The following is a 19,743-nucleotide window of genomic DNA, read 5'->3' as shown; positions in this document are numbered from 1 at the left end:
CGACATCAGTTGTTATCCCAGGGGTTGATTGCTAAAAAGAAATAAGAGAACTGAATCAAGCGTAAACATAGGTGATATCGTTATCATTAATTAGAGTGTATGACACTACTTAGTCGAAAGACTACTTGGGGTTGTATGGTCAAGTAATGAAGCGCACATGGTGGATGCCTTGGCAGTCAGAGGCGATGAAAGACGTGACAGCCTGCGATAAGCTTCGGGGAGGCGGCAATATCCTGTGATCCGGAGATTTCTGAATGGGGAAACCCACCTAGCATAAGCTAGGTATCCTAATTTATTAGGAAGCGAACGAGGGGAAGTGAAACATCTCAGTACCCTTAGGAATAGACATCAATTGAGATTCCCCTAGTAGCGGCGAGCGAACGGGGAGAAGCCGATTAGTACTAATGTAGAAGAACAGCGTGGGAAAGCTGACCGTAGTAGGTGATAGTCCTGTATTCGAAACATTAGCATTAACATATTAAGTAGAGCGGGGCACGAGAAATCCTGTTTGAAGATGGGGGGACCATCCTCCAAGGCTAAATACTCCTGACTGACCGATAGTGAACCAGTACCGTGAGGGAAAGGCGAAAAGAACCCCTGTGAGGGGAGTGAAATAGAACCTGAAACCGTGTGCGTACAAGCAGTGGGAGCCCACTTGTTGGGTGACCGCGTACCTTTTGTATAATGGGTCAGCGACTTATATTCTGTAGCAAGGTTAACCGTTTAGGGGAGCCGTAGGGAAACCGAGTCTTAATAGGGCGTCTAGTTGCAGGGTATAGACCCGAAACCGAGTGATCTATCCATGAGCAGGTTGAAAGTGCCGTAACAGGCACCGGAGGACCGAACCCACTGTCGTTGAAAAGCCAGGGGATGACTTGTGGATAGGGGTGAAAGGCTAATCAAACTCGGTGATAGCTGGTTCTCCCCGAAAGCTATTTAGGTAGCGCCTCGGACGAACACCATTGGGGGTAGAGCACTGTTTCGGCTAGGGGGTCATACCGACTTACCAAACCGATGCAAACTCCGAATACCGATGAGTGATATCCGGGAGACACACAGTGGGTGCTAACGTCCATTGTGGAGAGGGAAACAACCCAGACCGCCAGCTAAGGCCCCAAATTCCTAGTTAAGTGGGAAACGAGGTGGGAAGGCATAGACAGCTAGGAGGTTGGCTTAGAAGCAGCCATCCTTTAAAGAAAGCGTAATAGCTCACTAGTCGAGTCGGCCCGCGCGGAAGATGTAACGGGGCTCAAACTAGGAGCCGAAGCTGCGGATTTGAATTTGTTTTCAAGTGGTAGGGGAGCGTTGTGTAAGCCTGTGAAGGTGTGTTGTAAAGCATGCTGGAGGTATCACAAGAGCGAATGCTGACGTGAGTAACGATAATGCGAGTGAAAAGCTCGCACGCCGGAAGATCAAGGGTTCCAGTCCAACGTTAATCGGGGCTGGGTGAGTCGACCCCTAAGGCGAGGCCGAAAGGCGTAGTCGATGGGAAATCGGTTAATATTCCGATACTTGTTTATGATGCGATGGAGGGACGGAGAAGGTTATGCCAGCCTGGCGATGGTTGTCCAGGTGGAAGGATGTAGGTTTATAGCTTAGGTAAATCCGGGCTATTTTATACCGAGATCTGATAGCAAGCTGTACTTGTACAGCGAAGTGGCAAATACCATGCTTCCAGGAAAAGCTTCTAAGCGATAGTCATAAACGAATCGTACCCTAAACCGACACAGGTGATCAGGTAGAGAATACCAAGGCGCTTGAGAGAACTCTGCTGAAGGAACTAGGCAAAATGGTACCGTAACTTCGGGAGAAGGTACGCTGCTGATGGTGAAGGACTTGCTCCGTAAGCTATTGGCAGTCGCAGATACCAGGCTGCTGCAACTGTTTATTAAAAACACAGCACTCTGCAAACACGAAAGTGGACGTATAGGGTGTGATGTCTGCCCGGTGCTGGAAGGTTAATTGATGGGGTTAGCGTAAGCGAAGCTCTTGATCGAAGCCCCAGTAAACGGCGGCCGTAACTATAACGGTCCTAAGGTAGCGAAATTCCTTGTCGGGTAAGTTCCGACCTGCACGAATGACATAATGATGGCAGCGCTGTCTCCAGCAGAGACTCAGTGAAATCGAAATCGCAGTGAAGATGCTGTGTACCCGCGGCTAGACGGAAAGACCCCGTGAACCTTTACTACAGCTTTACATTGAACTTTGACCTGACTTGTGCAGGATAGGTGGGAGGCTTTGAAGCCGAGACGCTAGTCTTGGTGGAGCCAATCTTGAAATACCACCCTGGTCATGTTGGGGTTCTAACTCAGGTATAACAATACCGAGGACAATGTATGGTGGGTAGTTTGACTGGGGCGGTCTCCTCCTAAAGAGTAACGGAGGAGTACGAAGGTGCGCTCAGACCGGTCGGAAATCGGTCGTAGAGTATAAAGGCAAAAGCGCGCTTAACTGCGAGACCCACAAGTCGAGCAGGTACGAAAGTAGGTCTTAGTGATCCGGTGGTTCTGTATGGAAGGGCCATCGCTCAACGGATAAAAGGTACTCTGGGGATAACAGGCTGATACCGCCCAAGAGTTCATATCGACGGCGGTGTTTGGCACCTCGATGTCGGCTCATCTCATCCTAGGGCTGAAGCAGGTCCTAAGGGTATGGCTGTTCGCCATTTAAAGAGGTACGCGAGCTGGGTTTAGAACGTCGTGAGACAGTTCGGTCCCTATCTACCGTGGGCGTTGGAAATTTGAGAGGATCTGCTCCTAGTACGAGAGGACCAGAGTGGACGAACCTCTGGTGTTCGGGTTGTCACGCCAGTGGCATTGCCCGGTAGCTACGTTCGGATGGGATAACCGCTGAAAGCATCTAAGCGGGAAGCCCACCTCAAGATTAGATTTCCCTAAAGAGCCGTTCAAGACTAGGACGTTGATAGGCAGGGTGTGGAAGCGCAGCGATGCGTGTAGCTAACCTGTACTAATTGCTCGTTTGGCTTGACCATACAACACCCAAGTGGTTTGTATCAAGTCTAATTAATCTATCTTGTAAAGCGAAAGCTTTAGAATAAGAAAGTATATTTCGATATCACCTTAACCTTGATTCAGTTAGGTTATGTGGTACTTATCAAAAGTCACACAAACAGACTCATATCTAACCCCCTTTGCTGACGACAATAGCACGATGGAACCACCTGATCCCTTCTCGAACTCAGAAGTGAAACATCGTAGCGCCAATGGTAGTGTGGTTCGCCCATGTGAGAGTAGGTCATCGTCAGCTCTCTATTCCTGACTAGCCCCTTGATACTAACGTATCAAGGGGCTTTTCTTTGCGCGTCTGTTTAGTTTGCCAATTGACTCAGCAAAATAATCATAAAAAAACTGTCAATTGACCTTGACCCAGACTCAAACAAGCGTATAATGCCACCCAGTTGAAAGGGAAGGTGGGTTGAGTATCTGGTTGATTCAGGTCATTCAAACAAACTTAAAATAAACCCTTGACACTAAGAATAAAGCGTCTATAATACGCACCTCATTAAGGCAAAGCAGTTAATAACTGAGTGAGTAATCACTAAAATTAGCGAGCTAACTTATTGAAACGAATTAAAAAAGAAGCTTGACAGTCTATTAAAACATGATATGATAGTCAGCTCGCTAATTAGGATAAGCCACATTGGCTATGTAATAATTGGTTAAGAGATAACTGCTACTGGACGACAGTGACAGGCATTATTTAAAAGCATAACTAAAGAACAACTTGTGTGGATTTTTGCTGATTCAGGATGCTAAAAAATAAAGTTGACTATCTTTTCTTTTCGGGAAGATTATTAACTATAAAAATTATCATTTAAGACAGCAGAAAAACTCAAAGTTAATTCATTACGAACATAATTTTTAGCGATTTTGCCAGATTAGATGAGCCAAGTTTAGAAGCTTCTTTAAAGAGCTTCATAGCAAGATTAAACTGAAGAGTTTGATCATGGCTCAGATTGAACGCTGGCGGCAGGCTTAACACATGCAAGTCGAGCGGTAACATTTCTAGCTTGCTAGAAGATGACGAGCGGCGGACGGGTGAGTAATACTTAGGAATCTACCTAGTAGTGGGGGATAGCTCGGGGAAACTCGAATTAATACCGCATACGACCTACGGGAGAAAGGGGGCAACTTGTTGCTCTCGCTATTAGATGAGCCTAAGTCGGATTAGCTAGATGGTGGGGTAAAGGCCTACCATGGCGACGATCTGTAGCTGGTCTGAGAGGATGATCAGCCACACCGGGACTGAGACACGGCCCGGACTCCTACGGGAGGCAGCAGTGGGGAATATTGGACAATGGGGGAAACCCTGATCCAGCCATGCCGCGTGTGTGAAGAAGGCCTTTTGGTTGTAAAGCACTTTAAGCAGTGAAGAAGACTCTTCGGTTAATACCCGGAGACGATGACATTAGCTGCAGAATAAGCACCGGCTAACTCTGTGCCAGCAGCCGCGGTAATACAGAGGGTGCAAGCGTTAATCGGAATTACTGGGCGTAAAGCGAGCGTAGGTGGCTTGATAAGTCAGATGTGAAATCCCCGGGCTTAACCTGGGAACTGCATCTGATACTGTCAGGCTAGAGTAGGTGAGAGGAAGGTAGAATTCCAGGTGTAGCGGTGAAATGCGTAGAGATCTGGAGGAATACCGATGGCGAAGGCAGCCTTCTGGCATCATACTGACACTGAGGCTCGAAAGCGTGGGTAGCAAACAGGATTAGATACCCTGGTAGTCCACGCCGTAAACGATGTCTACTAGTCGTTGGGTCCCTTGAGGACTTAGTGACGCAGCTAACGCAATAAGTAGACCGCCTGGGGAGTACGGCCGCAAGGTTAAAACTCAAATGAATTGACGGGGGCCCGCACAAGCGGTGGAGCATGTGGTTTAATTCGATGCAACGCGAAGAACCTTACCTGGTCTTGACATATCTAGAATCCTGCAGAGATGCGGGAGTGCCTTCGGGAATTAGAATACAGGTGCTGCATGGCTGTCGTCAGCTCGTGTCGTGAGATGTTGGGTTAAGTCCCGCAACGAGCGCAACCCTTGTCCTTAGTTACCAGCGGGTTAAGCCGGGAACTCTAAGGATACTGCCAGTGACAAACTGGAGGAAGGCGGGGACGACGTCAAGTCATCATGGCCCTTACGACCAGGGCTACACACGTGCTACAATGGTAGGTACAGAGGGCAGCTACACAGCGATGTGATGCGAATCTCAAAAAGCCTATCGTAGTCCAGATTGGAGTCTGCAACTCGACTCCATGAAGTAGGAATCGCTAGTAATCGCGGATCAGAATGCCGCGGTGAATACGTTCCCGGGCCTTGTACACACCGCCCGTCACACCATGGGAGTTGATTGCACCAGAAGTGGTTAGCCTAACCGTAAGGAAGGCGATCACCACGGTGTGGTTGATGACTGGGGTGAAGTCGTAACAAGGTAGCCGTAGGGGAACCTGCGGCTGGATCACCTCCTTATAGACAGCATTCGGTCAGCAAGAATTCACAACAAGTTGTTCTTTAGTTTAAGCTTACGTTTTAGGACGTATTGGGTCTGTAGCTCAGCTGGTTAGAGCACCGTGTTGATAACGCGGGGGTCAGTGGTTCAAGTCCACTTAGACCCACCATTTATATGGGGCCATAGCTCAGTTGGTAGAGCGCCTGCCTTGCACGCAGGAGGTCAACGGTTCGACTCCGTTTGGCTCCACCACTACTTTAGTTAAGCTTAGGATGCGAATAAATAAAATAGGTATCAAATAGAAACAAGTGATTTTAATAAGATTACTTCTTTCTGTTTTATACGGAAATCTATGACTCGACGAGAGCATAGAGACTATTTAAAAACATAGATATGAGTCTGGGTTAGGATGAGCGTGTTCACGCGCACATCTTAACCTTAGTAATCAGCTCTTTAACGACATCAGTTGTTATCCCAGGGGTTGATTGCTAAAAAGAAATAAGAGAACTGAATCAAGCGTAAACATAGGTGATATCGTTATCATTAATTAGAGTGTATGACACTACTTAGTCGAAAGACTACTTGGGGTTGTATGGTCAAGTAATGAAGCGCACATGGTGGATGCCTTGGCAGTCAGAGGCGATGAAAGACGTGACAGCCTGCGATAAGCTTCGGGGAGGCGGCAATATCCTGTGATCCGGAGATTTCTGAATGGGGAAACCCACCTAGCATAAGCTAGGTATCCTAATTTATTAGGAAGCGAACGAGGGGAAGTGAAACATCTCAGTACCCTTAGGAATAGACATCAATTGAGATTCCCCTAGTAGCGGCGAGCGAACGGGGAGAAGCCGATTAGTACTAATGTAGAAGAACAGCGTGGGAAAGCTGACCGTAGTAGGTGATAGTCCTGTATTCGAAACATTAGCATTAACATATTAAGTAGAGCGGGGCACGAGAAATCCTGTTTGAAGATGGGGGGACCATCCTCCAAGGCTAAATACTCCTGACTGACCGATAGTGAACCAGTACCGTGAGGGAAAGGCGAAAAGAACCCCTGTGAGGGGAGTGAAATAGAACCTGAAACCGTGTGCGTACAAGCAGTGGGAGCCCACTTGTTGGGTGACCGCGTACCTTTTGTATAATGGGTCAGCGACTTATATTCTGTAGCAAGGTTAACCGTTTAGGGGAGCCGTAGGGAAACCGAGTCTTAATAGGGCGTCTAGTTGCAGGGTATAGACCCGAAACCGAGTGATCTATCCATGAGCAGGTTGAAAGTGCCGTAACAGGCACCGGAGGACCGAACCCACTGTCGTTGAAAAGCCAGGGGATGACTTGTGGATAGGGGTGAAAGGCTAATCAAACTCGGTGATAGCTGGTTCTCCCCGAAAGCTATTTAGGTAGCGCCTCGGACGAACACCATTGGGGGTAGAGCACTGTTTCGGCTAGGGGGTCATACCGACTTACCAAACCGATGCAAACTCCGAATACCGATGAGTGATATCCGGGAGACACACAGTGGGTGCTAACGTCCATTGTGGAGAGGGAAACAACCCAGACCGCCAGCTAAGGCCCCAAATTCCTAGTTAAGTGGGAAACGAGGTGGGAAGGCATAGACAGCTAGGAGGTTGGCTTAGAAGCAGCCATCCTTTAAAGAAAGCGTAATAGCTCACTAGTCGAGTCGGCCCGCGCGGAAGATGTAACGGGGCTCAAACTAGGAGCCGAAGCTGCGGATTTGAATTTGTTTTCAAGTGGTAGGGGAGCGTTGTGTAAGCCTGTGAAGGTGTGTTGTAAAGCATGCTGGAGGTATCACAAGAGCGAATGCTGACGTGAGTAACGATAATGCGAGTGAAAAGCTCGCACGCCGGAAGATCAAGGGTTCCAGTCCAACGTTAATCGGGGCTGGGTGAGTCGACCCCTAAGGCGAGGCCGAAAGGCGTAGTCGATGGGAAATCGGTTAATATTCCGATACTTGTTTATGATGCGATGGAGGGACGGAGAAGGTTATGCCAGCCTGGCGATGGTTGTCCAGGTGGAAGGATGTAGGTTTATAGCTTAGGTAAATCCGGGCTATTTTATACCGAGATCTGATAGCAAGCTGTACTTGTACAGCGAAGTGGCAAATACCATGCTTCCAGGAAAAGCTTCTAAGCGATAGTCATAAACGAATCGTACCCTAAACCGACACAGGTGATCAGGTAGAGAATACCAAGGCGCTTGAGAGAACTCTGCTGAAGGAACTAGGCAAAATGGTACCGTAACTTCGGGAGAAGGTACGCTGCTGATGGTGAAGGACTTGCTCCGTAAGCTATTGGCAGTCGCAGATACCAGGCTGCTGCAACTGTTTATTAAAAACACAGCACTCTGCAAACACGAAAGTGGACGTATAGGGTGTGATGTCTGCCCGGTGCTGGAAGGTTAATTGATGGGGTTAGCGTAAGCGAAGCTCTTGATCGAAGCCCCAGTAAACGGCGGCCGTAACTATAACGGTCCTAAGGTAGCGAAATTCCTTGTCGGGTAAGTTCCGACCTGCACGAATGACATAATGATGGCAGCGCTGTCTCCAGCAGAGACTCAGTGAAATCGAAATCGCAGTGAAGATGCTGTGTACCCGCGGCTAGACGGAAAGACCCCGTGAACCTTTACTACAGCTTTACATTGAACTTTGACCTGACTTGTGCAGGATAGGTGGGAGGCTTTGAAGCCGAGACGCTAGTCTTGGTGGAGCCAATCTTGAAATACCACCCTGGTCATGTTGGGGTTCTAACTCAGGTATAACAATACCGAGGACAATGTATGGTGGGTAGTTTGACTGGGGCGGTCTCCTCCTAAAGAGTAACGGAGGAGTACGAAGGTGCGCTCAGACCGGTCGGAAATCGGTCGTAGAGTATAAAGGCAAAAGCGCGCTTAACTGCGAGACCCACAAGTCGAGCAGGTACGAAAGTAGGTCTTAGTGATCCGGTGGTTCTGTATGGAAGGGCCATCGCTCAACGGATAAAAGGTACTCTGGGGATAACAGGCTGATACCGCCCAAGAGTTCATATCGACGGCGGTGTTTGGCACCTCGATGTCGGCTCATCTCATCCTAGGGCTGAAGCAGGTCCTAAGGGTATGGCTGTTCGCCATTTAAAGAGGTACGCGAGCTGGGTTTAGAACGTCGTGAGACAGTTCGGTCCCTATCTACCGTGGGCGTTGGAAATTTGAGAGGATCTGCTCCTAGTACGAGAGGACCAGAGTGGACGAACCTCTGGTGTTCGGGTTGTCACGCCAGTGGCATTGCCCGGTAGCTACGTTCGGATGGGATAACCGCTGAAAGCATCTAAGCGGGAAGCCCACCTCAAGATTAGATTTCCCTAAAGAGCCGTTCAAGACTAGGACGTTGATAGGCAGGGTGTGGAAGCGCAGCGATGCGTGTAGCTAACCTGTACTAATTGCTCGTTTGGCTTGACCATACAACACCCAAGTGGTTTGTATCAAGTCTAATTAATCTATCTTGCAAAGCGAAAGCTTTAGAATAAGAAAGTATATTTCGATATCACCTTAACCTTGATTCAGTTAGGTTATGTGGTACTTATCAAAAGTCACACAAACAGACTCATATCTAACCCCCTTTGCTGACGACAATAGCACGATGGAACCACCTGATCCCTTCTCGAACTCAGAAGTGAAACATCGTAGCGCCAATGGTAGTGTGGTTCGCCCATGTGAGAGTAGGTCATCGTCAGCTCTCTATTCCTGACTAGCCCCTTGATACTAACGTATCAAGGGGCTTTTCTTTGCGCGTCTGTTTCAAGCATTCAAACACTCTATGTATTAGGTTCTATTCAACGGGCATAGTGCTTACTATATATATTCCTATCTCTACAGCACTGTCTGCATTTATTTCTCTATCGAACTATATACCTATTCAAAGCTGTTATCTAAGCAATGTTAACCAATTGACATAGACTGTATTCCTATATGAATATTGTTGAGCTGTGTTATTAGTGATAAATTCATAGAGCTTAGAATAATCAATTCACTGAGACAACGCTTGATAAAAGGTTAATTCGCTTCTCAATGATGATGTCTTGATAAGATAGTTAAAAATTACAATGGATTGCTTTGGTTAACTTCACGTAAATAGGGAAATTATGAACAAATTAGGTTTCTTTTCTTTGGCTGGTGCTGCACTTGTGATGTGTAGCTCTGCCAATGCCGTTAAACTTTCTGCTTCTTCTGCTGCTCAGTATGCACAAGGTACCTATCCTGAGTACTTCGACCTCTTAAAGTTACCAAATGATGCGATCGTTCCAGCAGACGTTCGTAAAAACGTTGAGTTTCTCGACGCCGCTTTTCGTAAGCGCGGCTTTGTCACAAAGCAGCTGGAAAATGACGGTAAGCCCATGCTTTTTGCAGAGCAGCCAAATGCTGATCCTAAACGCAAGACAGTACTCTTTTATATGCACCTAGATGGTCAGCCAGTAGTACCGGAGCAATGGGATCAGAAAGATCCATGGCAACCAGTACTTAAACGCCGTACCACAGATGATAAATGGGAAGAGGTGGATTCTGCGAAACTGTTTAATGGTTCGGTCGATCCTGAATGGCGTGTTTTTGGGCGTTCCTCTGCCGATGATAAGGCACCAATCATGATGCTTTTGGCCACCATGGATGCCATAAAAGCTAGCGGTGTTGCTCAAGGTATAAATGTGAAAGTGATATTGGATAGCGAGGAAGAAAAAGGGTCGCCTTCAATTAATAAGGTAATGTCAGCCAATAAAGACCTATTGCGCTCAGACGTTATTGTTATTAATGATGGACCTATGCATGCAACCAATCAGCCGACACTGATTTTTGGCAATCGAGGCGCTGCTCAGGCGCGCCTGACGGTTTATGGTGCTAAAGTACCGCTACACAGTGGTCACTATGGCAATTACTCACCTAACCCTGCACAGCGCTTGGCGACGCTTCTTGCCTCCATGAAGGGTGATGATGGCCGTGTCACTATACCGGGTTACTATGATCGCGTGAAGCTCACCGCTGCCGATCGCAAAATTATGGCTGCTGTTCCAGATGATGAAGCTGCGATACAAAAGCGTCTTGGTATCGCAAAACCTGACAAGGTAGGTGACAACTATCAGGAGGCAATGCAGTATCCATCACTCAATGTCCGTGGAATGGCGTCGGCTGCCGTTGGTGATAAAGTCGCTACTATCGTGCCTGACAAGGCCGTTGCTGAGCTGGATCTACGCACAACGCCCGAGTCCGATGCCAACTATCTTACCAAGCTCGTTGAGACGCATATTCAAAAACAAGGCTATCACTTGGTGACAGGCGAACCTACCGATGATGACAGAGCGCGTTTTGATAAGTTGGCAAGCTTCACTTATCAAAGTAAAGGTGGGAATGCTGCGGCAACACCGATGGATGCACCTGTCGGCAAATGGGCATACCAATCGATGACTGAAGCTTTTGGCGCAACGCCTGCACCAGTCCGTATTCGTATGATGGGTGGCACTGTGCCAACGGCAGAAATTGTAGAAGCATTGAAAGTACCATTCGTTATCGTGCCTTTGGTCAATGCAGATAATAATCAGCACGCTGCTAACGAAAACATGCGGATGGGCAACTATATTAATGGCGTACGCACACTCTATAGTTTAGTTACTAGTCCTTTGTAAAAAGAGATGGCGTAGGCAATAACGTTTACTTCCGTTTGCTAAGAAGAATAGTAATCAAGCATAAACGGTAGCATGGTTCGCCTATGTGAAAGTTGGTCATCGTTAGCTCTCTATTCTGAAATATCCCCCGACTAGTTATCTACACGTGGGACTTTCTTTGCGCTAGGAAAAAAATTTTAAAAATTTGCTATTAATTATTTCATAAAAGTTATATATTTTAAACATAAGCTTAGTTATAAATAATAAGGCATAATAAAGGTTTTGATTTATAATAAATAAAGGATATTTAATGGATAATTTAGTCTTGAGAACATACGAACAGTCATTTAATGATGCTATAAAGTTTACTATTGATAAAGGCTTTAGCTGCAATCTAAACTCAAGTAAATCTAATAAACAAGCATTGTCAGAGTTAATAAGTGAAATTAGTGTTATTTTTGCAAATGAAACATCTATGTACGAAAAAGAAGGGTTTAATCCTATCGAAAGATTCAGTATTGATTGTGGAAACGTACATTACGCCATATTGAATTTTATCGAGAATAATTATCCATCTATAAACGCTAATATTACAGTGGGAGATGTATTCGTAGGTAAGAATCAACCATTCCCTTTTAATGAGAGTAAGTGTGCAGATTGGCTAATAAATGGAATTCCGAAGTCACTAGATTTTCATACATGGATAACTATAGACGATGATTATATTTTAGACTGTACTATCGGAACATATATTAATATTCGTACAAGCTTACATAAAGAAAAAAATTTGAAAGACAATATATATGGTGGTTTGATTTATGGGAATGAAGGTAATTTAGCTGGCACAAGTTTCAAAAGTTTAAACTCTAAAGTTCCGAAAGAAATATCTGATATAAAGTACATACCAATAGTTATTGGCCGAAAAGCATTTTTAGCTCTAGCTGCAAAGTATAAAAAGTAGTTTATTTGATCTTTTAAGAGTTATTTTAAGATACTTGATCTATAATTATAAAGCCTTTTGAAGAGAGTGAAATGGTTAGACTAAATACTATTTTAAAATATGTACTCATGATTTTATCTGCCTTTTTATTATTGATTCTACCTTTTATCATCTTTAATGAAGCTTATTTCAATTGGAGCTTCGATATTGATACCAATCTGGCATCTAAATTTGGTGATTTCTTTGGCGGATTTATAGGTACGCTTTTCTCAATTCTTAGCGTTCTTTTGCTAATATACACAATTACATCCCAATATATAGAAACATTTAAAAATAAGACGAAAGATCATTTCTTTAAAATGCTGGATTATCATACTGAAAATGTGAGAAGTATTAAGGTAAGAAGTATAGAGACTGCTAAACCAGATATAGTTGAAGAAGGTAGACGAGCATTTGTAGTATATAAAATACAATTTAAAAAACTTTTATTGGCTATTAATAACATCAGCGAAACCTTAGATCTTAATCTCAACTCTAGGGAAAAAATCGATGTGGCGTATATATGTTTCTTTTACGGTCAAAGTGAAACTTGGATTGAATTTATAGAAGGAAAGTTATCAGTTCATAGGAGTGGCTCTTTAATAGCTACTGAAATGCTGAAAAGAGTAAAAGAGAATGAGAGTTTGAAATTAGGAAGAACTAATCAAACCGAATTAAGCAGTTATTTCCGAAATATGTATAATGCTATTAAGTTGGTAGATAATGATAAATATCTTTCTCAAGAAGAAAAATTTGACCTAATAAAAATATATAGGGCACAACTTTCTAATCCAGAGTTATATATATTATTTTTTAACTTGGTTTCTAGGTTTGGTACTAAGTGGCATAAAAGTAATTACATTACAAAGTATGAGATTCTGACTAACTTGCCTCATGATTACTGTGATGGATATAATCCAAAAGATTTTTTTGACATTTCATACGAAGAAGATGAAATCGGTCTCTGGGTAGAAAATACCTGAAAATAGAATATATCATACATAGTTTTTATATCCTTCAAAACAACTCACCCACTTCAACCTCTTCCTCAAAATCAAATCCCAATTGTTCGCCTTTGCGTTGTCTCATCTGCTCGATACGCTGTTTACGGCTCACAATAAGCCGTAATACCTCTCGGCGCTCCTCCATGCTCATACTCAGCCACAATTGACGCTCAGGACGACTGCGCAAGCAACCAAAGCAATACCCTTTTTTATTGCTTTGACAGACACCGATACAAGGGTTGTCTATGTCGAACAGCTCAAACTGTGGATTCATGGCGGCTCCATCGCTATTACGGTCATTCCTTTGACTGGCGCAAACTATTGTCATAGTTCTATTATGTCGCAAATAGCGAATAATAGTGTGCCGTTTTATTGTTACTATGTTTACTGAGCGGGTGTTATGCTGGCCGTCACACTCACCGTAAAACAAACATTATAAAATAATCATAATAAGCGAGATAATATATGAACCTCATTTATATTCATGGATTGGACAGCGATGCCAATTCTACCAAAGGCAGGCTCTTAGAAGAATATTGCCAGCAGTATTATCCTGATATCACCGTATTACGCCCTGATTTGAATCAAGCGCCTGAGCACGTTTTTGAGCACATACTATCATTAATAAAAAATGCCACTAATAAAAACCAAAGTATTGAAGGCGCACCATTTGCGTCTAACAACACCGTATTAATAGGCAGCTCGTTAGGTGGATATTTTTCTACCTTGGTCAGCAATCATACGGGTTGCCCAGCACTATTATTAAATCCCAGTACGCAGCCTCACATCACGCTACAACGATTTGCCAATGAGGCTATGTCAGCCAGTAGTAACAAAGATACATCGTCCGACGATTATGTTCTACATTCGACGGCAGGCGGCTGGAATATTACCAATGCTGATTTGCAATGGTTTGCGGATCATGCGTTATCGACTGTGAATCATCCAGACAAAGTGGCGGTACTGATTAAAGAAGGTGATGAGTTGTTAACTCCTGAGTTGACTAAAGACTTTTATCAAGAGCAAGGTGCGGCAGTGACGGTGCAAGCGGGCGGCGATCATAGATTTAGTGACTTTGGTGAGCAATTACCCATGGTGCTTAAGCTAATACAGCAGTTGGTCTAACACCGCATCAAATAAATAGACGACATTATATGACGTGAGCGACTGACTATTACCGTTAAGGTCGTGATTTTTCGTTATAATGGTTCAATAGAATCAATCGCACATGAACAATTAAGGATGCATTTGTGAGTCAATATAATGCGCAATCGTTAGAAGTTTTAGAAGGACTTGAGCCAGTTCGTCGTCGTCCCGGTATGTATACCGATACCACACGCCCAAACCATCTAGCGCAAGAAGTCATTGATAACTCGGTCGATGAAGCATTGGCAGGTTATGCCAAAACCATCAAAGTCCAGCTGCACGCTGATGGTTCATTGTCTGTCGAAGACGATGGTCGCGGTATGCCGACCGATATTCACCCTGAGTTTAATCAATCTGGTATTGAGTTGATTTTGACCCGCTTGCATGCGGGTGGTAAGTTTTCGACTTCCAATTATGAAGTCTCAGGTGGTCTACATGGCGTAGGTATTTCGGTCGTCAATGCGCTATCGACACGCGTCGAAGTGACGGTATGGCGTGACAGCACGCAGTTTGATATGGCATTTGAGAATGGCGCGCCCGTGACACCTTTGACGGAAGCGGTCAGTTCAAACAAACGCAAACGCGGTACCAGAGTCCATTTTTGGGCCGATGGTAGCTTCTTTGATACGCCCAAATTTAATGTCAAACAGCTTAAGCATAATTTAAAGGCCAAAGCAGTTTTGGCGGCTGGGCTGACGATTGAGTTTGTGGATGATATCAACGATGAAAAAGTCGTTTGGCAGTTTACCGATGGCGTGGTTGAGTATCTAAACGAGCAGTTAGATGGACTTGAAACGTTACCGCAAGCGCCCTTTTATTATAATCATGAAGCCAAAAACGGCGCACGTGCAGGCATTACTTTTGCGTTATCTTGGTTGCCTGAGGGCGGTACACCGATACAAGAAAGCTATGTGAACTTGATTCCGACGGCGCAAGGTGGTACGCACGTCAATGGGCTGCGTACGGGTATCTTAGAAGCCTTGCGCGAGTTTTGTGATATCCACAACTTGCTGCCTCGTAGTGTGAAATTGACGGCAGAAGATGTGTGGGACGGGGTGAATTATATCTTGTCTTTAAAGTTTTCAGAGCCGCAATTTTCTGGTCAAACCAAAGAGCGCTTGTCTAGCCGTGAAGCGGCTGGCGCGGTACAGACATTGGCAAAAGACGCGTTTAGCTTGTGGCTGAACCAACATGCCGATATGGGGACACAGATTGCTGAGCTGGCGATTAATAAAGCGGGTCGCCGTCTCAAATCTGCCAAAAAAGTCGCCCGTAAAAAAATCACGCAAGGTCCTGCATTACCGGGTAAATTGGCAGATTGTCGCGGTGATCTACGCGATGGTGCTGAGCTGTTTTTGGTCGAAGGTGACTCTGCTGGCGGTAGTGCCAAACAAGCTCGTGATCGTCATTATCAGGCGATATTGCCCCTGCGTGGTAAGATTCTTAATACGTGGGAAGTCTCGTCAGATACGGTTTTGTCTAGCCAAGAGATTCACGATATTGCCATTGCAATCGGTGTTGACCCAGCCTCTGATGATTTGTCAGAGCTGCGCTACGATAAAGTTTGTATCTTAGCCGATGCTGACTCTGATGGCTTGCATATTGCCACGCTGATTTGCGCATTATTCGTCAAGCATTTCCCAGCATTGGTGGATGCAGGTCACTTATTTGTCGCCATGCCACCGTTGTACCGAGTAGATGTGGGCAAAGATGTGCATTATGCATTGGATGAGTCTGAGCTTGAGCAAATTTTGGCAAATGTACCGGGCAATAAAAAAGCACAAATCACGCGCTTTAAAGGGCTTGGTGAGATGAGTGCCGATCAGTTACGTGAGACAACTATGAACCGTGATACACGGCGTTTGGTTCAGTTGGATATGGACGATATGGTGTTAACCAATGGCATTATGGATATGCTATTGGCAAAGAAACGCGCGGCTGATCGCAAGACATGGCTTGAAAACAAAGGCAACTTAGCGGATATATCATAAGTACGATTAGAGGCCTGTTTATCATTCGCTTATGACTGATAGGTATTGAGTGATTTAACCTAGCGTTCCATAAGCCAATGAATAATAAAACCTATAAAATTCAAGGTAGTAGTTTAGGCTTGATGGTATGATACAGTTATCTTTTACTATATGGTGCCATCATGACATCAAAGGTTTTGAAACGTTCTAAAGTATTGCCTAAGCTCAGTAGAGCGCAGTTGGGCGATAAAATTCCCAGACGTGGTGGCAAAGTGACACCAGTGGTCGCGTCTGCCTTACAAAAACTGGCTGGCTGGCGCAATGTGGGTGAGATTCCAAATATTCCGCAGGCAGTGGTCTTGGCGCTTCCTCACACCTCGAATGTCGATGGTATCTATGCGATTCCAGGCTTGTTTGCCTTGGATCTGAACATAAGTATTATGGCGAAACATACCTTGTTTAAAATACCTGTATTTGCTCAGCTTTTACATTGGGTAGGGGTCATTCCTATCAATCGAGGCAATAAAGGGTCAGTACTGCAAGCCAGTATTGATAAGTTCAAAACAGGTAAACCCCTGTTTTTAGGATTGGCACCAGAAGGTACGCGCCAATATACGGAAAACTGGAAAACAGGATTTTATTATTTGGCAGTCGGTGCAGGCGTGCCTATTTTACCAGTGGCATTGGACTACAACACCAAAGAAGTTCGTTTTTTATCGCCTGTCTATCCTAGTGGCGATATCGACGCTGACTTACCAAAAATCTATGCTCAATACAAAGGGGTGATGCCCAAGCACCCTGAGCGTTTATCGCAGCCGCTACAAGATATGAATAACTCGCCTGATTAAAGGATATGGCTAAGACGTTTCATAGTAGTGATTATGTAGTTGTGAATTGCTTATTGTCCAATCGATAAAAAAAGCCCTTGATATCATAAGATCAAGGGCTTTTTTATTAGATCCGCTTTGTTTTGATCATCGAAACTTTAGCAACTTTTCTAAAAATTTGGCTGACCATTTGAAGCGCTGACTCCGCCATCAACAGGTAGATTGACACCTGTAATCATAGAGGCGTCTTCACTGGCTAAGAAAGTAATCGCTGCTGCGATGTCTTCGGGCGTTGCCAAACGACCAAGAGCCGAGCGTGCAAAGAACTTATCCTGTTTTGATTCGTTGTCTTGAATTGCTGTGGTCATATTCGTCTTAGTCACGCTTGGATTGACCGCATTCACACGAACGCCATCAGGGCCATGATCTAATGCTAGAGTACGCGTTAGGTTGGTAACGCCCGCTTTAGCCGCATTATATGCTGCCATATTCCAGTCACCGCCCATACCCGACAGCGAGGAGACATTAACGATATTGCCTTTGGTGGCTATGAGGTGGGGCATGACTGCTTGAGAGACATAAAAATTCCCGTTCAAATTGATATTGATGGCAGTATTCCAATCTTCAGTAGATAAATCTGTTATTTTGCCTTGTATGGCTTTGCCAGCATTATTGACCAAAATATCGATTTTTTCAAACGTATCTATCGCGGCTTGTACCATTTCTTGCACTTGGCTTTGTACGCTGATATCACAGGTAACGCACAAATAATTATCAGTATGAATCCAAGTATGATCTTCTGGAAACTCTTTTGCGGTTTCCTTTAATGTTTCAGCTGTACGCCCTACCAAAACGACGTTCGCGCCTTCTTGTGCGAAGCGGATAGCGGTTGCACGACCGATTCCTGAACCCGCTCCTGTTACGATCACGGTTTTTTCTTTAAAACGCTTCATCATTGTCAATCCTTGTTATTATATGGTGTTCGTTAAATAAGCTTAGTAAATGTACCTGAAAAAAGGGCTTGGGCGCAGTTTATAATCTGTAAGTCTGCATCCGATGTGTATTATCCTCACACTATCATAGCGATGCACTCTTATAAAGGTGACGTTGTTCCATAAAACTGAGGCAGTTTAACTTTTAAGCTTCTGGCAAGCGCGCTATAGTCATTAAGGCAAGCTGGTCACATAGAGCGCTTCATGAAGCAGCTATAAGCATAGTACGTAATATCGTCTCTTGCTTACGCCATTACCTACAAACTAACGTGTTTATTTGATAATAAAGGGTTGAAAACGTGTCTTATTCGACTACTGCTATATCTGATCAGTATGATATCGCCAAAGAGTTGACTTGCTATTTGCAGTCAACTGCCATTGAGATTTCTTTGGTCAATATGGATACCATTGAGTGTCAGTACGGCGCTCACTATACTGCTCGGCAATACTTGTACCAGTTATTATCAGGCAAGCTGTCGGTGCTTGAGGTAACCTTGTCCCTACCTTTGGACAGTAGTGTTGCAAAGATTGAGGCTGCCCGCTTAGCAACGCTAAAAGTCGCCACAGTTTGGCAAAAAAGACAGAATAAGCAGAGCGAAACGGCCACTCATGTTGTTTTGGTTATGGACATTCATCTGACTGATGACAACAGAGAAAATGAGAATGGGATTAGTGATGACCAAAAATATAAAAATCAACGCGTCAAACATTATTTTGGTGCGCGCTATTTTATGGAGCAGTTGGTTTTAGATACAAACGACAGCGTACAGCGACTACAAGTTTTTAGCTGGCATGATTGGCACTCAATATTGGAAGCACTACAAGCACCATGTGAGTTGTGGCGATTTTTGGATTACCATTTAGATCAGCTAGAGAACGCTATCAATGGTCAAGTATCAAGCTTTGAAACAGAAACAGCGCTCGTCACCCAGTTCTTAAACCGTCCTGCTCTATTTACCCCAGCAATCGTGCTAGACAATGCACTCATTAAATATAATATCCAAGATGAACCCAATCCAGCTTTGACCTCGATGACGCTTGCTTATAAAAATCAAAGCGTAACCGTACAGATGTATCATCAGCACTTACAACAAGCAGCACATCTATGGTCGCAGCTTAGTGCCCAGATGATAGAAGCGTCAAGAGAAAAACATATAGGCAATGATGATAAAGCGGTCTTAGCTAATGAGGTCACCCATTGGCAACAACAATTGTTGGATGAGTCGTTATTTTCGCGTCATGAATTGGTTCGTACCTTGTATAAACACCCAAAACAAGAACCAAGACTGCAGCAGACAGGGTATGTGGTGCATCAACATTCTTACGAAAGTTTGGGACGACATTATGTATTGATCTTTTATGGACAAGATGCAGAAGGACACAACGGTAAAAAAACGATTCAACCAAATCTTTCAAAGATTGCTCAAGATGTTGCAATTCGTTTGCCAATCGCTGAACTTCATCATGTCATTGTACTTGGTATCGATTTTATTAAGGAAGCTGAGGATACTTTTATAGATATTGATTTGTGGATTCAACCTGTCAATGCAATGACTCAGCGCGAGCGTCAATTAACCAAGCAGCTACAGCAATTTAAAAAGCAAACTCTTAAATAATAAAGTTGAATGTGACGACTTACTTTAAAGACATTTGAACTTCTCTCTACCCATAAAAAAAGACAGCCTAAGCTGTCTTTTTCGTATTTAGTAGTAAAAATAG

General features: G+C 44.4%; 9 protein-coding genes, 2 tRNA genes and 5 rRNA genes. 14 read left to right on the top strand and 2 right to left on the bottom strand.

The window, feature by feature from the left end; genetic code table 11:
* Positions 1-137: 137 nt before the first annotated feature.
* The 10 genes from A3K91_RS13450 (at position 138) to A3K91_RS13405 (ending at position 13,068) form a co-directional block, all read left to right on the top strand.
* A 23S ribosomal RNA gene (locus tag A3K91_RS13450) occupies positions 138-2,992 on the top strand.
* A gap of 161 nt (positions 2,993-3,153) precedes the next feature.
* Positions 3,154-3,267, top strand: a 5S ribosomal RNA gene (gene rrf, locus A3K91_RS13445).
* 681 nt (positions 3,268-3,948) lie between these two features.
* Positions 3,949-5,487, top strand: a 16S ribosomal RNA gene (locus A3K91_RS13440).
* A gap of 72 nt (positions 5,488-5,559) precedes the next feature.
* Positions 5,560-5,636 (top strand) — tRNA-Ile (locus tag A3K91_RS13435).
* Positions 5,637-5,643: 7 nt separating this feature from the next.
* A tRNA-Ala gene (locus A3K91_RS13430) sits at positions 5,644-5,719 on the top strand.
* A gap of 342 nt (positions 5,720-6,061) precedes the next feature.
* Positions 6,062-8,916: ribosomal RNA gene (locus tag A3K91_RS13425) — 23S ribosomal RNA — on the top strand.
* Positions 8,917-9,077: 161 nt separating this feature from the next.
* A 5S ribosomal RNA gene (gene rrf, locus A3K91_RS13420) occupies positions 9,078-9,191 on the top strand.
* The 16S, 23S and 5S rRNA genes sit together here with 2 tRNA genes alongside, the layout of an rRNA operon.
* 406 nt (positions 9,192-9,597) lie before the next feature.
* On the top strand, positions 9,598-11,127 hold the full coding sequence (locus A3K91_RS13415) for a M20/M25/M40 family metallo-hydrolase (protein WP_062845717.1): 1,530 nt from the start codon (positions 9,598-9,600) through the stop codon (positions 11,125-11,127).
* 289 nt (positions 11,128-11,416) lie between these two features.
* On the top strand, positions 11,417-12,067 hold the full coding sequence (locus A3K91_RS13410; RefSeq protein WP_062845716.1) for a hypothetical protein: 651 nt from the start codon (positions 11,417-11,419) through the stop codon (positions 12,065-12,067).
* 107 nt (positions 12,068-12,174) lie between these two features.
* The gene (locus A3K91_RS13405) at positions 12,175-13,068 is read left to right on the top strand and encodes a putative phage abortive infection protein (RefSeq protein WP_099046744.1); all 894 of its coding nucleotides are present in this window, start codon (positions 12,175-12,177) and stop codon (positions 13,066-13,068) included.
* Between the two features lie 34 nt (positions 13,069-13,102).
* Here A3K91_RS13405 and A3K91_RS13400 read toward each other — a convergent pair whose 3' ends face one another.
* A complete protein-coding gene (locus tag A3K91_RS13400; protein ID WP_062845714.1) occupies positions 13,103-13,363 on the bottom strand; it encodes a DUF1289 domain-containing protein in 261 nt (86 codons plus the stop codon).
* A gap of 191 nt (positions 13,364-13,554) precedes the next feature.
* Here A3K91_RS13400 and A3K91_RS13395 point away from each other — a divergent pair, with 191 nt between their 5' ends.
* The 3 genes from A3K91_RS13395 (at position 13,555) to A3K91_RS13385 (ending at position 17,053) form a co-directional block, all read left to right on the top strand.
* On the top strand, positions 13,555-14,214 hold the full coding sequence (locus A3K91_RS13395) for a YqiA/YcfP family alpha/beta fold hydrolase (RefSeq protein WP_062845713.1): 660 nt from the start codon (positions 13,555-13,557) through the stop codon (positions 14,212-14,214).
* Between the two features lie 125 nt (positions 14,215-14,339).
* Positions 14,340-16,226, top strand: coding sequence for a DNA topoisomerase IV subunit B (gene parE, locus A3K91_RS13390; RefSeq protein ID WP_062845712.1), 1,887 nt, complete (start codon positions 14,340-14,342; stop codon positions 16,224-16,226).
* A 161-nt stretch (positions 16,227-16,387) separates the two neighbouring features.
* Positions 16,388-17,053, top strand: coding sequence for a lysophospholipid acyltransferase family protein (locus A3K91_RS13385; RefSeq protein WP_062845711.1), 666 nt, complete (start codon positions 16,388-16,390; stop codon positions 17,051-17,053).
* A 149-nt stretch (positions 17,054-17,202) separates the two neighbouring features.
* Here A3K91_RS13385 and budC read toward each other — a convergent pair whose 3' ends face one another.
* Positions 17,203-17,988 carry a meso-2,3-butanediol dehydrogenase gene (budC, locus tag A3K91_RS13380; protein ID WP_228139874.1) on the bottom strand — a complete coding sequence of 262 codons (786 nt, stop codon included), beginning with the start codon at positions 17,986-17,988 and terminating at the stop codon, positions 17,203-17,205.
* A gap of 335 nt (positions 17,989-18,323) precedes the next feature.
* Between budC and A3K91_RS13375 the strand changes: the two genes are divergently transcribed.
* Positions 18,324-19,640 carry a hypothetical protein gene (locus A3K91_RS13375; RefSeq protein ID WP_062845710.1) on the top strand — a complete coding sequence of 439 codons (1,317 nt, stop codon included), beginning with the start codon at positions 18,324-18,326 and terminating at the stop codon, positions 19,638-19,640.
* Positions 19,641-19,743: the final 103 nt, after the last annotated feature.

This window comes from Psychrobacter alimentarius (assembly GCF_001606025.1).
GTDB classification, from domain to species: domain Bacteria; phylum Pseudomonadota; class Gammaproteobacteria; order Pseudomonadales; family Moraxellaceae; genus Psychrobacter; species Psychrobacter alimentarius.
The sequence above is the reverse complement of the archived record's forward strand: the minus strand, read 5'-3'. Positions and strand labels throughout refer to the sequence as shown.